Here is a 14,291-nt window from a genome sequence, read left to right as displayed (position 1 = left end):
AGAACAGGTTGACCACCGGGTCGGTGAAGGGCTCCAGGAACTGGAACAGGAAGTGGAACCCGCCCCTGCGCCCACCGGTCGTCGAGAACTTCGCGTCGTTCCGCCACTCTGAGCTCATGGCCGGAACCGGCGGGATCGGCGACGGTCGCGCCACCCGTGGTCGTCCGGGCGGCCGCGCACAGGTCCGCGTAGTCTGCCTTGATCTTCGAGGTCCTCCGGCCAGGTCAGGGTGTGCGCGACGGCGCCACTGAACCTGTCGAAGCACGCGAGATCCGGGATGTCCGGGTCACCGGTGCCACCGGTCGCGGTGATGAGGAAGCGGGCGCTGACGGTCCGCTCCCCCGGCCTCACCGTCCGGCGGGAAGACGCAACGTCCCGCCGTGCGCCATCGCATGTCTTGTTCAACGCGATGCTACGCCGCAGGTCGAAGCGGTCGGCGACGAGGACGTTCAGCCCCATCCCGTTGCGCAACCGGTGCAGGGCGTAGAGCCCGGCGAACCCGGCGCCGATAACCACAGCATCATGGTCCTCCACGGGAAACGTCATCACGGAAAGGTGTCCGAGTCTGTCAGACCCCGCGGGCGGTACCGTCGATGTGCTCGGCGATGCGCGGGGCAATCTCCGCCGAGTCGGCGACACCCTCGTCGGTGTTGAGGGTGAGCACGGCCAGGTCTTTCGCGACGTGGATGCCGCCGAAAGAGTCACTGAGTCCTTGCCAGGTCTCCAAGGCTTCCGAGTCCGGGTAGACGTTGATACCGGCGTCGAAGCCGTTCACGGTGAGGTCGAAACGAGCTTTCGCCCCCGAGAGCTCCACGACACCGCGCACCGGCTCGGAGTGTTCGATACCGAGGTCGTCGAGGGCACCGATGAAGGTGTCCACCGCGGCCTGGATGTCAGAGACCGGCTGCTCGGCGGCGTCAGCGTCCCCGGAGTCTTGCGTGTTTTCCACAGCCTGGTCGGTGGTGATGGCAGTCGTGGCGTCCGTGGCCTCGTCATCGTCTCTGCAGGCGGCGAGAGTCAGAGCGGTCACCAGTGCAACGGCGCCTGCGGTGAGCTTCGTGATGGTCATGTCTCTCCTGAGAACGGAGGAGTCGGTCGGCTCCCGGTCAGCATCAGTTGTAGCCTCCGCGCCGGACAGCGCCGCGTAGCGTTCGAACACCCACCCGGTCAGACAGCCGTAGCGATCCGGGTACCGTCCGGGTTGTCGCAGACCATGGCGACCGGGCCCGTTCCGTTGAAGATCTCCTCACCCAGTTCCTGGCCAGTCATGGCTGTCGGCGAGGAGCAGTTCCACTCCCCGACCTGCATGGCCAGAGTGTTTCCACCGCCTTCGGACATCCGTCGGTCGCGGTACTCGTCGATCACGTTCTCTGCGGTGAGACAGCCGACCGAACCCTCATGGACGTACACGCTGGTCTCCTCAGGATGGGCGACACCGCACCAGGCCCCCGCACCCATCGGTTCATCGGTGGAGCTGTAGTCGCCGTCTACACCGCTGTCCACAGCGGTGGCCTTTGTCGACTCCGACTCCCCCGCCTCCTCAGCCTCCGGCGCCTCAGCCTCTGCAGTGACCCGGACCGTTCCGCGGAGGCTGATCGCGCCGTCCTCGTGGTCGATGGTGAAGCCGTTGTCGCCGAGGCTGCAGTCCAGCGAACCCTCCGCGTCCGTCTCGCAGGTGATACCGCCGTCACTGATGCGCTGGGAAGGCTCCAGACTTCCCGGCGCGGGCGGAACACCTTCAAGCATGTACCAGGTCAGACCGTCCTTGTCGAGGATAATCGCACCCGGGGGCTGCGTCGGGAACGGGGTGATCGTGACGTCCGGGGCGTCCTCCGGAGCTTTACCGGAGCAGGTGATCGAGCCGTCGCCCATCACGCAGAGGGTAGCGGTGCCGTCGTCCCGGGACACGTTGAAGACGTAGTGTCCGCCCATCTCGAAGGACATCGGATCGACGTCGGTCACGTCAGGCGCGACGGTCTCGGTTGTGGTCGTTCCGGTGGATCGCGAGGATGCCGCGTCCCCGTCATCGGAAACGGAACTGCAGGCGGAGAGGGCGAGCAGTGCGCTGCCGAGAAGCACACCGGTGAGGGTCAGGTTGTTTCGGTTCACGCAACTCACTGTAACGGAGGTGAACTGAACAGCAGGGAAGATCATCCGATAGAGTTCCCCTTCTGCCCTTGTCCGGATGGCACACCACGCTTATCCGGCTCCGACACTGACGCCAAGGAGGTTCACGTGGATTACACTCCATTCACCCTGCTCGCCGACGTCGGATGGATCTCGCTGCTCCTCGTGATCGGCAACTTCCTCCGACGCACCGTCCCCCTGTTCCGCGCACTCCTGCTGCCGAGCCCGATCACCGCGGGCATACTCGGTCTGATCCTCGGACCACAGGTCCTGGATCTCATCGGGTTCTCCGACCAGATGGGTGCGTACACCACCCTGCTCATCGCCGTCGTCTTCGCGGCGATGCCGTACTCGATGACCTTCGACCGCGGCACCCGGGACGGAGCGAAGACCATGTGGTCGTACTCCGTCGGCATGTTCCTGGGGCAGTGGGGTCTTTTCATTCTCCTGGGCGTGTTCTTCTTCGCCCCGGTCTGGGGCACGGACGACTGGTTCGGGATGATGCTGCCGGTCGGCTTCGTCGGCGGCTTCGGTACCGCCGCCGCCGTCGGTACGTCCCTGGAGGACGCCGGGGCGGTCGCCGCCAGCTCACTCGGCTTCACCTCGGCGACCGTCGGTACACTGGCCGCGATCGTCGGTGGCGTCATCTTCGCTGCCTGGGGCATCCGGAAGAACAAGACGATGTCCCTGCCCGGCAAGCTGCCCTGGGACCTTCGATCGGGCTACATCGACAAGATTCACGAGCGTCCCTCGATCGGTAAGGCGACGACGAATGCCTCGGCGATCGAGCCGATTGCGTTGCACGCCGGCATCCTCACGCTCACGGTGCTCTTCGCGAACTACCTCTGCGGTTGGGTCAACGACCTGTTCCCGGATGTGTCCATCCCACTGTTCGCCATGTCCTTCCTCGTCGGTATCGCCGGCAAGCTGCTTCTCACCGCGGTGAAGAAGCCCGACTACGTCGACAAGGAGACGATGGGGTCGATCTCAGGTGCCTCCACGGACTACCTCATCGCCTTCGGTATCGCATCGATCGTGCCCGCCGCCATCGCCGACTACTGGGTGGCACTGGCCGTCATGTTCGTGCTCGGCACCGTGTACTGCGTCATTTTCTTCTTCTTCATCGCCCCACGCTTCTTCGGCGAGAACTGGCTGGAGCGCGGCATCTTCGGCTGGGGTTGGGCGACCGCAGCTGTCGCCACGGGTATCGCCCTGCTGAAGATCGTGGACCCGAAGATGAAATCCGGCACGCTCAACGAGTACGGCGTGGCCTACATCGGCTTCGCACCTTTCGAGATCGGCATGACGATCCTCGCCCCGATCGCGGTGATCGCCGGCTGGACGATGGGACTCGGCGTCCTGTCCCTGGGGCTCGCCGGTGTCGTGCTGGCACTGCCCTGGGTACTGAAGTGGATGCCGCACCACCGGGAACAGCGGGAGGACGCGGTGACGCGCGAATAGGCCCGGCACAGACAGACCGTCGATTGCCCGCAGGCCCATGCCTGACTTCGGACCGGACACACTGCCGTTGGCCATCACATCACCGGGCCGCCGGTGGCCCGGACCGGGACCAGGGGACATGGCCCCCAGCGGACTCGTCCCGGGCGCACCACCACACATCCGGGACCTCACCGACTTCTGCCACGCACTCCCGATGGTTCCGGGGGGATGTGGTGGAGACCGTCCCGCTCGATTCCGAAGAAGGACGCAGCGAGTCGGAGTACACCCGGGTCCTCGACTGTGACGACCGGGCGCGGGAGGTCAGCAGGTACCTGGAGATGCACCTGGTGGAGCGGGCGATGTAAGGGGTCCTTCATCCGTCATGGGCGGTCGGGCTCCCGGCGGGACATTCTCCCCCAACTGCTGCCGTGAGATGAACCGGTAGCGGTCGCCGCGGAACGCGGACTCCGTCCACTCCACAGGCCGGCCGTCCGCAGCGAAACCCGTGCGGTGGACCACGAGCAGCGGCAGGCCGGACGTCACCCCGAGCAGTCCTGCCCGGACCGGATCGCACAGGGCGGTCTCCACGACATCCTCGACCTCGACGATCGCCATGCCGTAGTCGGCGGCGAGCATGCGGTAGAGGGAGTCCTGTTCCTCCAGCCGCCCGGCGAGCTCGGTGAGGTCCCCGGGCAGATGCACCGTCTCGTGTGCCAGTGGTTCATCGTCCACGGTGCGGAGCACTTCCAGACGCGTGACCGTCGACCCGGCGTCCACCTGCAGTTTCGCAGCCAGCTCCCCGTCGGCGGCGAGGCGTCCGACCGAGACGATGACGCGTCCCGGCCGCTGCCCACGGGAGACTGCGTTGCTGGAGAACGAGACCTGGGGAAGCATCATTTTCGGGGCGGCGACGAAGGTACCGCTGCCCTGGATCCGGTCGATCCGACCGTCGACGACGAGTTCGGCGATGGCCTGGCGGACGGTCGTGCGCGAGGTGCCGAACCGTTCGGCGAGTTCGCGTTCGGTAGGCAGCGGGGTACCCGGCGCGCGGTCCGCAATGAGCTCAAGGATCTGGTTCTTGACCAGGTAGTACTTCGGCACCCTCATGGCTTCACCGTACAGACAATGGTCTGGACCAATCAATCGCCATTTACATGTGACCCTTGACACAGATAATTGGTCTAGTCCAATATCGTGGGATCGACCGCCCGACACGAGGAGACTCCCGTGACCACCCCGACCACATCCACCACAGATCCCGGCCCCGGCGACAGTTCCGGCCACAGCGCCGGAAAGCAGCGCAGAGGCCTGCGCATTCCAGGATTCGGCCAACTGCAACGGCTCGGCAAGAGCCTCATGCTGCCGATCGCCCTGCTACCCGCCGCCGGTATCCTCCTGCGCCTGGGCCAGGACGACCTGCTCGGCGGCACCGACATCCCCGTCATCGGCCCGTTCTTCGACGCGATGAGTGCCGCCGGCGACGCCCTGTTCGGCAACCTCGCCCTCCTCTTCGCCGTCGGTGTGGCCATCGGCTTCGCGAAGAAGGCCGACGGTTCCACCGCACTGGCCGCCGTCGCCGGTTACCTGGTGATGACCTCCGTCTTCGAGACCATGTCCCCGGTCGTCCTCGACGGGGTGACCGACGCCGCCGGCGAGCAGTCGATGATCGACTACAGCGTCTTCGGCGGCATCCTCGTCGGTCTGCTCACCGCCTGGCTCTTCGACAGGTACCACGACATAGAGCTTCCGCCCTACCTGGGGTTCTTCGGCGGACGCCGGTTCGTGCCCATCGTCGTCTCCCTGGCCGTCCTCTTTCTCAGTTTCGCAATGGCCTACCTGTACCCGCTGTTCAACAGCGGCCTGACCTCGGTCGGCGAGTTCATCGCCGGTTCCGGCGCCCTGGGTGCCTTCGTCTACGGTTTCGCCAACCGCCTGCTCATCCCGCTGGGGCTGCACCACATCCTCAACACCTTCATCTGGTTCATCTACGGCGACTACGAGGGACCCAACGGGCTGGTCACCGGTGAACTCAGCCGTTTCGCCGCGGGTGACCCCTCCGCAGGCGCGCTGACCTCCGGTTTCTACCCGATCCTCATGTTCGGCCTGCCGGCCGCCGCCCTGGCGATGATCCACGTCGCCAAGCCGCGGCAGAAGAAGGTGGCGATAGGTATCTTCTCCGCCGCCGGGCTGACCGCCTTCCTCACCGGCGTGACCGAGCCGCTCGAGTTCGCGTTCATGTTCCTGGCCTTCCCGCTGTACGTTATCCACGCACTGCTCACCGGTCTTTCCCTGGCGATCTCCTACCTGCTCGACGTGCATCTCGGCTTCTCCTTCTCCGCCGGACTTGTCGATCTGCTGCTCTACGGCACTGCACCGGCAGCGAAGAACATCCCGTTGCTGGTGATCCAGGGGTTGGTCTTCGCGGTGCTCTACTACGTGATGTTCCGCTTCGCGATCGTGCGGTGGAACCTGCGCATCCCGGGCCGGGTGCCGGACGAGGAGTTCGAGGCCACAGAAGTCACGGACACCACAGAGTCCGGGGACACCGACGCTTCCGGGGCCGGCACTGACGGCACAGCCAGCTCCGCGCGCGCGGAGAAGCTCATCACCGCCTTCGGTGGACGGGACAACCTCATCCACGTGGACGCCTGTATGACCCGACTGCGTATGGAGGTCTCTGACCGGGCGGCGGTGGACAAGGCCCGGCTGCATGCCCTCGGTGCAGCCGGCGTGATGGAGGTCGGCGACAACGTCCAGGCGGTCTTCGGCACGACCTCGGAGACCCTCAAGGACGAGATCCGGGCTGCACTCGCCGGGGCCGCTCCGGCCAGCACTTCTGACAGCGACTCCGCCCCGGTCGTTCCTGCACCTCCGTCGCAGGACGCGGCGTCCTCCGACAGCGCCGCCCAGGCCACTGAGGCTGCCGCCGGTCCTGTCCTGGTCCGCAGCCCGATCCCCGGGCGGACCGTGACGCTCACGGAGGTCCCGGACAAGACCTTCGCTGCCGGGACCGTCGGCCCCGGACTCGCCATCGAGCCCGCCGGCGACATCGTCGAGGCCGTGGCGCCGGTCAGTGGAAAGCTCATGCAGCTGCTCCCCCACGCCTATGCGATCATGACCGAAGACAAGACCGCCGTCCTCGTCCACCTCGGCCTCGACACCGTCAAGCTCAAGGGCCGGGGGTTCACCCTCCACGCCGCCAAGGGCGACCGCGTGGTCCAGGGCCAGCCGATCATCACCTACGATGTCGCCGCGGTCGCGGAGACCGGCTACCCGACCGTCGTCCCCGTGGTGGTCATGGACGCCCGCGGTGCGGCCGTCGAGCCCACCGAGACCGATCCGGCCACCGTGACCACGATGCGTCCGCTGTTCACCGTCACCAAGGAGAAGTAGACCGCCATGGAAATCGTCATCCTCCCGGACGCCACCGCCGCCGGTGAGCTCGCCGCGGACGCCATCACCGACCTGCTCGACCACAAGCCGGACGCCGTCCTCGGCCTGGCGACCGGGTCATCTCCCCTGCCGGTCTACCACGCCCTCGTCGAACGCTACGAGGCCGGCCGGATCTCCTTCGCCGGCACCCGGGCCTTCACCCTCGACGAGTACGTCGGGCTGGAAGCCTCCCACCCGGAGCGCTACGCCAATGTCATCCGCCGGGACTTCACCTCCCGGGTGGACTTCGACGCGGACGCGGTGCGCGGTCCCGACGGTCTCGCATCGGACATCCCGGCGGCCTGCCGGGACTACGAGGACGCCATCTCCACGGCCGGTGGGGTGGACCTGCAGATCCTCGGGATCGGGACCGACGGGCACATCGCCTTCAATGAGCCGGGGTCCTCCCTGGCCTCCCGCACCCGGATCAAGACGCTGACCCGGCAGACCCGGATCGACAATGCCCGCTTCTTCGACGACGATCTCGACCGGGTCCCCACGCAGTGCCTGACCCAGGGACTCGGGACGATCCTGGAGGCCAGGCACATCGTGCTGCTGGCCACCGGGCAGGGCAAGGCCGAGGCCGTCCACCAACTCGCCGAGGGTGGGGTGAGTGCGCTGTGGCCCGCGACCATCCTGCAGCACCACCCGCATGTCTCCGTGCTCCTCGACGAAGCAGCCGCAGGCCGGCTGCAGCTGGCGGACTACTACCGGCAGACCTGGGCCGCCAAGCCGCAGTGGCAGGGCCTGTGACGGTGGCGGGCATGCTGATCACCGCGGATGTCCTGGTCACCGGTACCGAGGTACGTCGTCCGGGCTGGCTGGAGGTTTCCGGCGGGAGGGTCACCGCACTCGGGACCGGTGACCCGCCGCGTCCCGTGGCGTCAGATCATTCCGCAGGGGGCGATCTGGCACTGGGTGCGGTGACCGTGGTCCCCGGATTCGTGGACACGCATGTCCACGGCGGTGGCGGCGGGGCATTCCCGGTGGCCACCGACGAGCAGACGGCCACTGCGGTGGCCGCACACCTCGCCCACGGGACCACGACAATCATGGCCTCCCTGGTCTCCGCCCGGCCCGGGGAACTTCTCCGCGAGATCGACGTGCTCTCCGGGCATGTGCGCGACGGACTGGTCGGCGGCATCCACCTGGAAGGTCCGTGGCTGGCGCCGTCGAAGAAAGGGGCCCACGATCCGGGTGCGCTGCGCATCCCGGACCTGCAGGAAGTGCGGCGGGTTCTGGCGGCCGGCCGAGACACGGTGCGGATGGTGACCCTCGCCCCGGAACTGGACGGGGCGCTGGACGCCGTCCGGCAGATCGTGGACGCCGGGGTGGTCGCCGCCGTCGGCCACACAGATGCCACCTACGAACAGACCCGCGCGGCGATCGCGGCGGGTGCCCGGGTGGGGACCCATCTGTTCAATGCGATGCGTCCGGTCCACCACCGGCAGCCGGGCCCGGTGACCGCGCTGGTGGAGGATCCGCGGGTGACCGTGGAGATGATCGGCGACGGTGTGCATTTGCACCACTCGCTGTACCGCGGCGTGTGTGAGCTGGTCGGACCGGAGCGGGTCACTCTCGTCACCGACGCCATGGCCGCCGCCGGCATGCCGGACGGCGCGTACCGGCTGGGCACGGTGGATGTGGAGGTGACCGACGGTGTGGCCCATGTGGCGGGCACCGACACCATCGCCGGGAGTACGGCGACGATGGACCAGCTGTTCCGCTTCGCGGTGCAGCACGGCGCAGGGACCACGCCGGATACTGGCTCGAAGACCTCAGCTGCGGCGTCGGACGCCGCACTGTTGCAGGCGGTGCGGCAGACGTCGGTAAACCCGGCGCGGGCGGTCGGCTTCCCCACCGTCGGCCTGCACCCGGGAGGACGCGCCGATCTCGTCGTCCTCGATGCAGATCTGCAGGTGGCGTCGGTGATGCGGGGCGGGGAGGTCGTGGCGGGTGAAGCGTGAGACCCGGTCGGCCGCAGTCACGGCGCTGACCGCCCGATGCACCCTTCGACACCGTGGATCCCGCTGTTCCGGTTAGGGCACAGAAGCAGTACGGGCAAGTAGTCGGCGAGTCATTCCATTCACCCTGGCCCGTTCGCTACCCGCATCTAGACTGCTCTGTCTACAGTGAGCGGTCTTATGACCACACGATCCACACGTCCTTCTCCCGACATCTTCCGTGACGATCAGGATGCCCTGGAGATCCGCACAGACATCCTCATCATCGGAGGTGGCCCGGCCGCGACCTGGGCCGCTATCAATGCCGCCGACATCGCCACCGAACACGGACTCTCCGTCACCCTTGTCGACAAGGGCTGGTGCGGCGCCAGTGGAGTCGCCGCCACCGCCGGAGTCGGGCACTGGCTCACCCCACCCGGCGCGCCGCAACGACGCGAAACCTTCGAGATCAAGAACTCCACCGGTGGCGGACTCTCCGACTGGGCCTGGACAGACGCCTTCCTCGACGAGACCTGGGCCCAGATCAGCCGGCTACCGGACATGGGCTGGAACCGGGTAGAGAAGAAACTGGCCGCCCCGGGTCTCGACCTCACGGGCGACAACCCCTCAGGTGCCCCGTTCTTCCGCGGCCCCGCACCCGACTACCTCCGCTTCCTGCGCGGACAGGTGAAAAAGCGCGGTGTGCTCATCCTCGACCACAGCCCGGCCACCGGACTGCTCGTCACCGACACACGGGACGCCGTCGCCGGAGCCCACGGACATCAGACGCAGAACGACCGCGAATGGACCGTTCACGCGTCCTCCGTGGTGCTGGCCACCGGCGGCACCACCTGGCGCAGCCATTCCCTCGGCGGCGACACGAACACCGGCGACGGCCAGCTCATGGCCGCTGAAGCCGGCGCGGATCTCGCGGCGATGGAGTTCTCGAACTTCCAGGGCATGGTCCCCTTCGGCACCTCCATGGACAAGAACGGCTACTTCATCCAGGCCGAATACCGGACCGCAGGCGGCACACCTATCACCTACACCGACCTGCACTATTCGCGCGTCCCGATCATCGAGCACTCCGTCCACGGCACCGTGTACTCGCGGTTCTCCCAGTTCACCCCGGACCAGTGGGGACGGGTGCGCTCGTCCATGCCGAACTTCTTCGCCGTCACCGACAAGCTCGGTATCGATCCCTTCACCGAGTTCTTCCCCATCGACTGGGTGAATGAGGGGACCGTCCGCGGCACCGGTGGTATCCGGGTGGACGACACGACCTGCGCCGCCGGCCTTCCCGGGCTCTTCGTCGCCGGGGACGTCGCTGCCCGCGACAAGATCACCGGAGCGGCGACCGGCGCCGGTGGCCCGAACCTGGCCTGGGCGGTGGCGTCCGGAGCATGGGCGGGACGCCATGCCGCCCGACACGCCTCAGGACTGGTCAGCAAGGGTACCGGCGTACACCTGGACAGCATCGCGTCCGCCCGGTCCGGCAGCCGACGAAGCCACACTCCGGACTGGCGAGGGCTCACCGACCGCGTCCGGAGCCAGATGCTGCCCCTGACCAACGCTGTCTTCCGTACCGAAGAACGGCTCACCGGCATGCTCGCCAACCTCGACACCGTCTGGTCGGATCTGCAGGAGGCCACCCCAGCCAGTTCCGCAAAGCACTACCGGCTCCGCGAAGTCGCCGGCATGGCGGCAATGGCACGGTGGGCGACGGCGTCCGCGCTGGAACGTCGGGAATCCCGCGCGATGCACTACCGCGTCGACCACCCCGAAACCGACCCCACCGCCACCTACCGGCTCGTGGCCTCGGGAGTCGACGAGATCCGGGTCCAGCGTCAGCATTCCCACGCGGAGGTGGCCGCATGATAGAGGTCATCGATCCCGAGCGTTGCACCAACTGCGGCCTGTGCGCGCAAGTCTGCCCGATGAACGTCTTCACCCTGCGTCCCGACGGCTTCCCCGTCATCGCGGACAAGGACTCCTGCCAGACCTGCTTCCAGTGCGAGACCTACTGCCCGGCGGACGCGCTGTTCGTCGACCCGTCCCGATCTCCCCAACGACTCGTCCCCGGTAACGGCGGGGATGCCGACCTGGCGTCCTTGCGCGAGAGGGACTTCCTCGGGCGCCACCGGGACGCCGTCGGCTGGCGCCGCACACCGAAACCCGCACCCTGACACCCGTACCCCCACCCACTGACCCGAGAAGAGAACACCATGACCACTCCCCTACGCCGCATCGGCGGCGTCCTCACCGGACTCGCACTCGTCGCCGGGCTCGCCTCCTGCGGTAGCGCGGACGCCGACAACGGCAACGGTCTGACCAGGATCTCCGTCGGTCTGCCGTGGAACGGCGGCGCCGGCTCCACCCCGCGTGACACGAGCCCCTTCGGGTACGCCGAATTCCTCGGTCTGGCCGACCCGATCCTCGAGAAGCACGGCTTCGAGTTCGACCGCTACGTCGGCTTCAACAACGGGCCACCGGTGATCCAGGCCCTGCAGAGCGGGGACATCACCCTCGGAAACCTCGGTGACGTCCCCTCCGTCCAGGCCAGGGGCAACGGGCAGACGATCAGCCCGATCGCCGTGGACCGACCGACCTCCGGTATCTGGTTCCTCACCAACGATCCTTCACTGGACAGCATCGAGAAACTCAAGGGGAAGAAGGTCGGCCTGCAGTTCGGCTCGAACTTCGACCGCTACGGCCGCGCCGCCCTGGACCGGCACGGTGCGCTGGACAACGACAACCTCGTCAACCTGCTCTTCGCGGACGCCCTGCCCGCCCTGCAGAAGGGCAGCGTCAGTGCTGTCGCTGTGCCGGCGAACACCGCTGCGGTGTGGCTGGAGAACAACGACTTCACCGTCGCCTCGAAGGCTGAGGTCGATGACCCTGACCTGTTGTCCACCGGGCTCAGCGTGACCACCGACCAGTTCCGCGAGGACCATCCGGAGATCACGGACGCCTACTGGGAGGTCGAGCAGGCGGGCATCGCCGAGATCCGCAAGGACCTCGACAAGTACATCGCCTGGGCCGCCGACCAGCAGAAGGTCTCGGAAGATTCGTTCCGCGTCTCGAACACCTGGGACTTCAGCGACGAACGCATTGACCCGGACGGGGTGACCACCCTGAAGAACTCGCTGGACTTCCTCGTGGACCAGGGCATCGTCAAGGAGCCCTTCGACATCGATGAGTGGGTGAACTCATGAGTACCTCCGTACTGAACCACCGCACAGGACGCCCGGATGCGGCGTCCTCAACTCCGGTATCTCCGTCCGACCCCACCGCGTCCACCGCAGGACTCGTCCCGCCGACCGTCCGGACCCGTAGAGCCCAGCCGCTCTGGCTCAACCTTCTGCTCCGGGCCTCCGGGCCGGTCGTGCTCGTCGCCGCCTGGTTCGCGGCGTCGGTGTCCGGGGCGATCACCTCACAGCAGTTCCCCGCACCGTGGGAGGTCTGGAACGCCTTCACCGAACTCGCCCGGTCCGGTGACCTGTGGGCGAACCTGTCCGTCTCGCTGCGACGGGCAGCGATCGGTCTGGTCATCGGCATTGCGGTGGGGCTGGTGACCGGCATCGTCTCCGGACTGTTCCGACTCGGTGACCAGCTCATCGACCCGGTCGTGCAGATCGTGCGCACCGTCCCGATCCTCGCGATCACCCCACTGCTGATCATCTGGTTCGGGATCGACGAACTGCCGAAGATCATCATCATCGCCCTGGCAGCAGGTATCCCGACGTACATCAACACCCATCTCGGCGTCCGGCATGTGGACGCGAAACTCATCGAGGCCGGTCGCGCCTACGGCCTGGGCCATGCCCGGCTGGTGCGGACTGTGGTGGTACCCGAGGCGCTGCCGCAGATTCTCCTGGGCTTCCGTATCGCCATGACCGCCGCGCTCGGCGCACTGGTCGTGGCCGAGTTGTCGAACACGCAGTCCGGACTCGGTTTCCTCATGACCTCGGCGCAGCAGTACTTCCAGACCGACATCGTCGTCGCCTGCATCGTCCTTTACGCGGTCGCCGGCCTACTGGCGGATACCGTCGTCCGCGTCCTGGAGCGCGTGACCATGCCGTGGAAGTTCTCGAAGGAGGCGCGGAAATGACCGCGGCACAGGTACAGACACAGACTTCGGTCGTGGTCGACGGGCTGACGAAGAGCTTTGCCGGACGCCGTGTACTGGACTCGGTGGATTTCACGGTGGACCAGGGCGAGTTCGTGGCGCTGCTGGGACGCTCCGGTGGTGGCAAGTCGACGATCCTGAAAATCCTCGCCGGGTTGGAGTCCACCGATGCCGGCACGGTGCTGACCAGACCGAACCGGACGATCGTCTTCCAGGAGCCGCGCCTGGTCAACGGCCGGAAGGTGTGGGACAACATCACCGTCGGGGTTCCCGGCGGGCGTGCCCGGCGGCGTGCCCTCGCCGCCGAGGTGCTTGTGGAGGTGGGGCTCGAGGGGTTCGGGGACGCCTGGCCGACCTCCCTGTCCGGTGGTGAGGCACAGCGTGTCGCGCTGGCCCGTGCCCTGATCCGGTCGCCGGAGCTGTTGCTTCTCGACGAGCCGTTCGGCGCACTGGATGCGCTGACACGGTTGAAGATCCAGTCTCTCGTCGCGAACCTGCACGAGCGGCACAACCCGTCGGTGGTGCTGGTAACGCATGATGTGGATGAGGCGATCCTGCTGGCCGACAGGATCCTGGTGCTGCAGGAAGGTGCGATCGGCGCGGAGTACGAGGTGCCGTTCGGACGCCGCCGCTCCCGGTCACTGCCCGGGTTCAGTGACCTGCGTGGGAAGCTGCTCGCGGATCTGGGGGTGAGTGAGGAGGTGGGGTGAGGTGTCTGTCCGGTTTCAGAGATCCCGTGTGGAAGCGCAGACGGCCGTACGATCATGCGGAACGGTCCCAGCGCACTCGTAGCCGCACGGATCGCCTTCGGGCGTCGTCGCCGGACGCCAGCGGTCCAGCGACGCCGGACGGGAAATGATCAGGACCCGGCGCCCCTCCTCCCGGTGCCACATCAGGATCAGCGCCAGAGGATCAACGCATCACCCTGACCACCGCCCCCGCACAGCGACACAGCAGCCCTACCACCACCACGACGGTTCAGCTCAAGGGCAGCCGTCACCACCAGACGCGCACCCGAGCAACCGATCGGATGCCCCAACGCAATACCACCACCGTGAATATTCGTCCGCTCCAACGGGTAATCCAGATCCCGCAGCGACTGCACCACCACCGCACCGAAAGCCTCATTGATCTCCAGGAAATCCAGATCAGACACCTCCCACCCCGCCTTGCCCAACGCCGCGGCCACCGCCTGCGCCGGCTGGGAATGCAGGAACGTG

General features: G+C 67.0%; 13 protein-coding genes and 1 pseudogene. 9 read left to right on the top strand and 5 right to left on the bottom strand.

The window, feature by feature from the left end; genetic code table 11:
• Window positions 1–114: 114 nt before the first annotated feature.
• From Q0A27_RS03300 to Q0A27_RS03290, 3 genes are all read right to left on the bottom strand, one after another.
• The gene (locus Q0A27_RS03300; RefSeq protein WP_291473649.1) at window positions 115–546 is read right to left on the bottom strand and encodes a hypothetical protein; all 432 of its coding nucleotides are present in this window, start codon (window positions 544–546) and stop codon (window positions 115–117) included.
• A 22-nt stretch (window positions 547–568) separates the two neighbouring features.
• Window positions 569–1,069: a hypothetical protein gene (locus Q0A27_RS03295; protein WP_291473648.1), complete on the bottom strand. Its 501-nt coding sequence runs from the start codon at window positions 1,067–1,069 to the stop codon at window positions 569–571.
• A gap of 98 nt (window positions 1,070–1,167) precedes the next feature.
• Window positions 1,168–2,109: a hypothetical protein gene (locus tag Q0A27_RS03290; protein ID WP_291473647.1), complete on the bottom strand. Its 942-nt coding sequence runs from the start codon at window positions 2,107–2,109 to the stop codon at window positions 1,168–1,170.
• Window positions 2,110–2,235: 126 nt separating this feature from the next.
• Between Q0A27_RS03290 and Q0A27_RS03285 the strand changes: the two genes are divergently transcribed.
• Window positions 2,236–3,588 carry a sodium/glutamate symporter gene (locus tag Q0A27_RS03285; RefSeq protein ID WP_291473646.1) on the top strand — a complete coding sequence of 451 codons (1,353 nt, stop codon included), beginning with the start codon at window positions 2,236–2,238 and terminating at the stop codon, window positions 3,586–3,588.
• A 300-nt stretch (window positions 3,589–3,888) separates the two neighbouring features.
• Here the strand turns inward: Q0A27_RS03285 and Q0A27_RS03280 are convergent, their stop codons facing one another.
• Window positions 3,889–4,674, bottom strand: coding sequence for a GntR family transcriptional regulator (locus Q0A27_RS03280; RefSeq protein WP_291473645.1), 786 nt, complete (start codon window positions 4,672–4,674; stop codon window positions 3,889–3,891).
• A gap of 201 nt (window positions 4,675–4,875) precedes the next feature.
• Between Q0A27_RS03280 and Q0A27_RS03275 the strand changes: the two genes are divergently transcribed.
• The 8 genes from Q0A27_RS03275 (at window position 4,876) to Q0A27_RS03240 (ending at window position 13,781) form a co-directional block, all read left to right on the top strand.
• On the top strand, window positions 4,876–6,960 hold the full coding sequence (locus Q0A27_RS03275; protein WP_291473680.1) for a glucose PTS transporter subunit IIA: 2,085 nt from the start codon (window positions 4,876–4,878) through the stop codon (window positions 6,958–6,960).
• A 6-nt stretch (window positions 6,961–6,966) separates the two neighbouring features.
• Window positions 6,967–7,752, top strand: a complete 786-nt coding sequence (gene nagB / locus Q0A27_RS03270; protein WP_291473644.1) for a glucosamine-6-phosphate deaminase — start codon at window positions 6,967–6,969, stop codon at window positions 7,750–7,752.
• 11 nt (window positions 7,753–7,763) lie between these two features.
• The gene (locus Q0A27_RS03265; protein WP_291473643.1) at window positions 7,764–8,966 is read left to right on the top strand and encodes an N-acetylglucosamine-6-phosphate deacetylase; all 1,203 of its coding nucleotides are present in this window, start codon (window positions 7,764–7,766) and stop codon (window positions 8,964–8,966) included.
• A 177-nt stretch (window positions 8,967–9,143) separates the two neighbouring features.
• Window positions 9,144–10,820: an FAD-binding protein gene (locus Q0A27_RS03260; RefSeq protein WP_291473642.1), complete on the top strand. Its 1,677-nt coding sequence runs from the start codon at window positions 9,144–9,146 to the stop codon at window positions 10,818–10,820.
• Window positions 10,817–11,128 carry a ferredoxin family protein gene (locus tag Q0A27_RS03255; RefSeq protein WP_291473641.1) on the top strand — a complete coding sequence of 104 codons (312 nt, stop codon included), beginning with the start codon at window positions 10,817–10,819 and terminating at the stop codon, window positions 11,126–11,128. Before Q0A27_RS03260 ends, Q0A27_RS03255 begins: the two co-directional genes overlap by 4 nt.
• A 39-nt stretch (window positions 11,129–11,167) precedes the next feature.
• Window positions 11,168–12,157, top strand: a complete 990-nt coding sequence (locus tag Q0A27_RS03250) for an ABC transporter substrate-binding protein (protein WP_291473640.1) — start codon at window positions 11,168–11,170, stop codon at window positions 12,155–12,157.
• A complete protein-coding gene (locus tag Q0A27_RS03245; RefSeq protein ID WP_291473639.1) occupies window positions 12,154–13,053 on the top strand; it encodes an ABC transporter permease in 900 nt (299 codons plus the stop codon). The genes Q0A27_RS03250 and Q0A27_RS03245 overlap by 4 nt, the downstream gene beginning before the upstream one ends.
• Window positions 13,050–13,781: an ABC transporter ATP-binding protein gene (locus tag Q0A27_RS03240; protein ID WP_291473638.1), complete on the top strand. Its 732-nt coding sequence runs from the start codon at window positions 13,050–13,052 to the stop codon at window positions 13,779–13,781. Before Q0A27_RS03245 ends, Q0A27_RS03240 begins: the two co-directional genes overlap by 4 nt.
• Before the next feature lie 188 nt (window positions 13,782–13,969).
• Here the strand turns inward: Q0A27_RS03240 and Q0A27_RS03235 are convergent.
• Window positions 13,970–14,291, bottom strand: a pseudogene (locus tag Q0A27_RS03235) (acetyl-CoA C-acyltransferase); the annotation flags it as partial.

The sequence above is a fragment of the Corynebacterium sp. genome (genome assembly GCF_022712275.1).
Taxonomy (GTDB): Bacteria; Actinomycetota; Actinomycetes; order Mycobacteriales; family Mycobacteriaceae; genus Corynebacterium.
Note: the sequence above shows the minus strand (reverse complement) of the source record. Positions and strands in the feature narration are given on the sequence as shown.

Excerpts from the sequence above, each read along its gene's own strand:
- Q0A27_RS03295 (WP_291473648.1), bottom strand. The coding sequence starts at position 1,069 with ATGACCATCACGAAGCTCACCGCAGGCGCCGTTGCACTGGTGACCGCT.
- Q0A27_RS03245 (WP_291473639.1), top strand. The coding sequence starts at position 12,154 with ATGAGTACCTCCGTACTGAACCACCGCACAGGACGCCCGGATGCGGCG.
- Q0A27_RS03255 (WP_291473641.1), top strand. The coding sequence starts at position 10,817 with ATGATAGAGGTCATCGATCCCGAGCGTTGCACCAACTGCGGCCTGTGC.
- Q0A27_RS03260 (WP_291473642.1), top strand. The coding sequence starts at position 9,144 with ATGACCACACGATCCACACGTCCTTCTCCCGACATCTTCCGTGACGAT.
- Q0A27_RS03240 (WP_291473638.1), top strand. The coding sequence starts at position 13,050 with ATGACCGCGGCACAGGTACAGACACAGACTTCGGTCGTGGTCGACGGG.
- Q0A27_RS03250 (WP_291473640.1), top strand. The coding sequence starts at position 11,168 with ATGACCACTCCCCTACGCCGCATCGGCGGCGTCCTCACCGGACTCGCA.
- Q0A27_RS03300 (WP_291473649.1), bottom strand. The coding sequence starts at position 546 with ATGACGTTTCCCGTGGAGGACCATGATGCTGTGGTTATCGGCGCCGGG.
- nagB (WP_291473644.1), top strand. The coding sequence starts at position 6,967 with ATGGAAATCGTCATCCTCCCGGACGCCACCGCCGCCGGTGAGCTCGCC.
- Q0A27_RS03265 (WP_291473643.1), top strand. The coding sequence starts at position 7,764 with ATGCTGATCACCGCGGATGTCCTGGTCACCGGTACCGAGGTACGTCGT.
- Q0A27_RS03280 (WP_291473645.1), bottom strand. The coding sequence starts at position 4,674 with ATGAGGGTGCCGAAGTACTACCTGGTCAAGAACCAGATCCTTGAGCTC.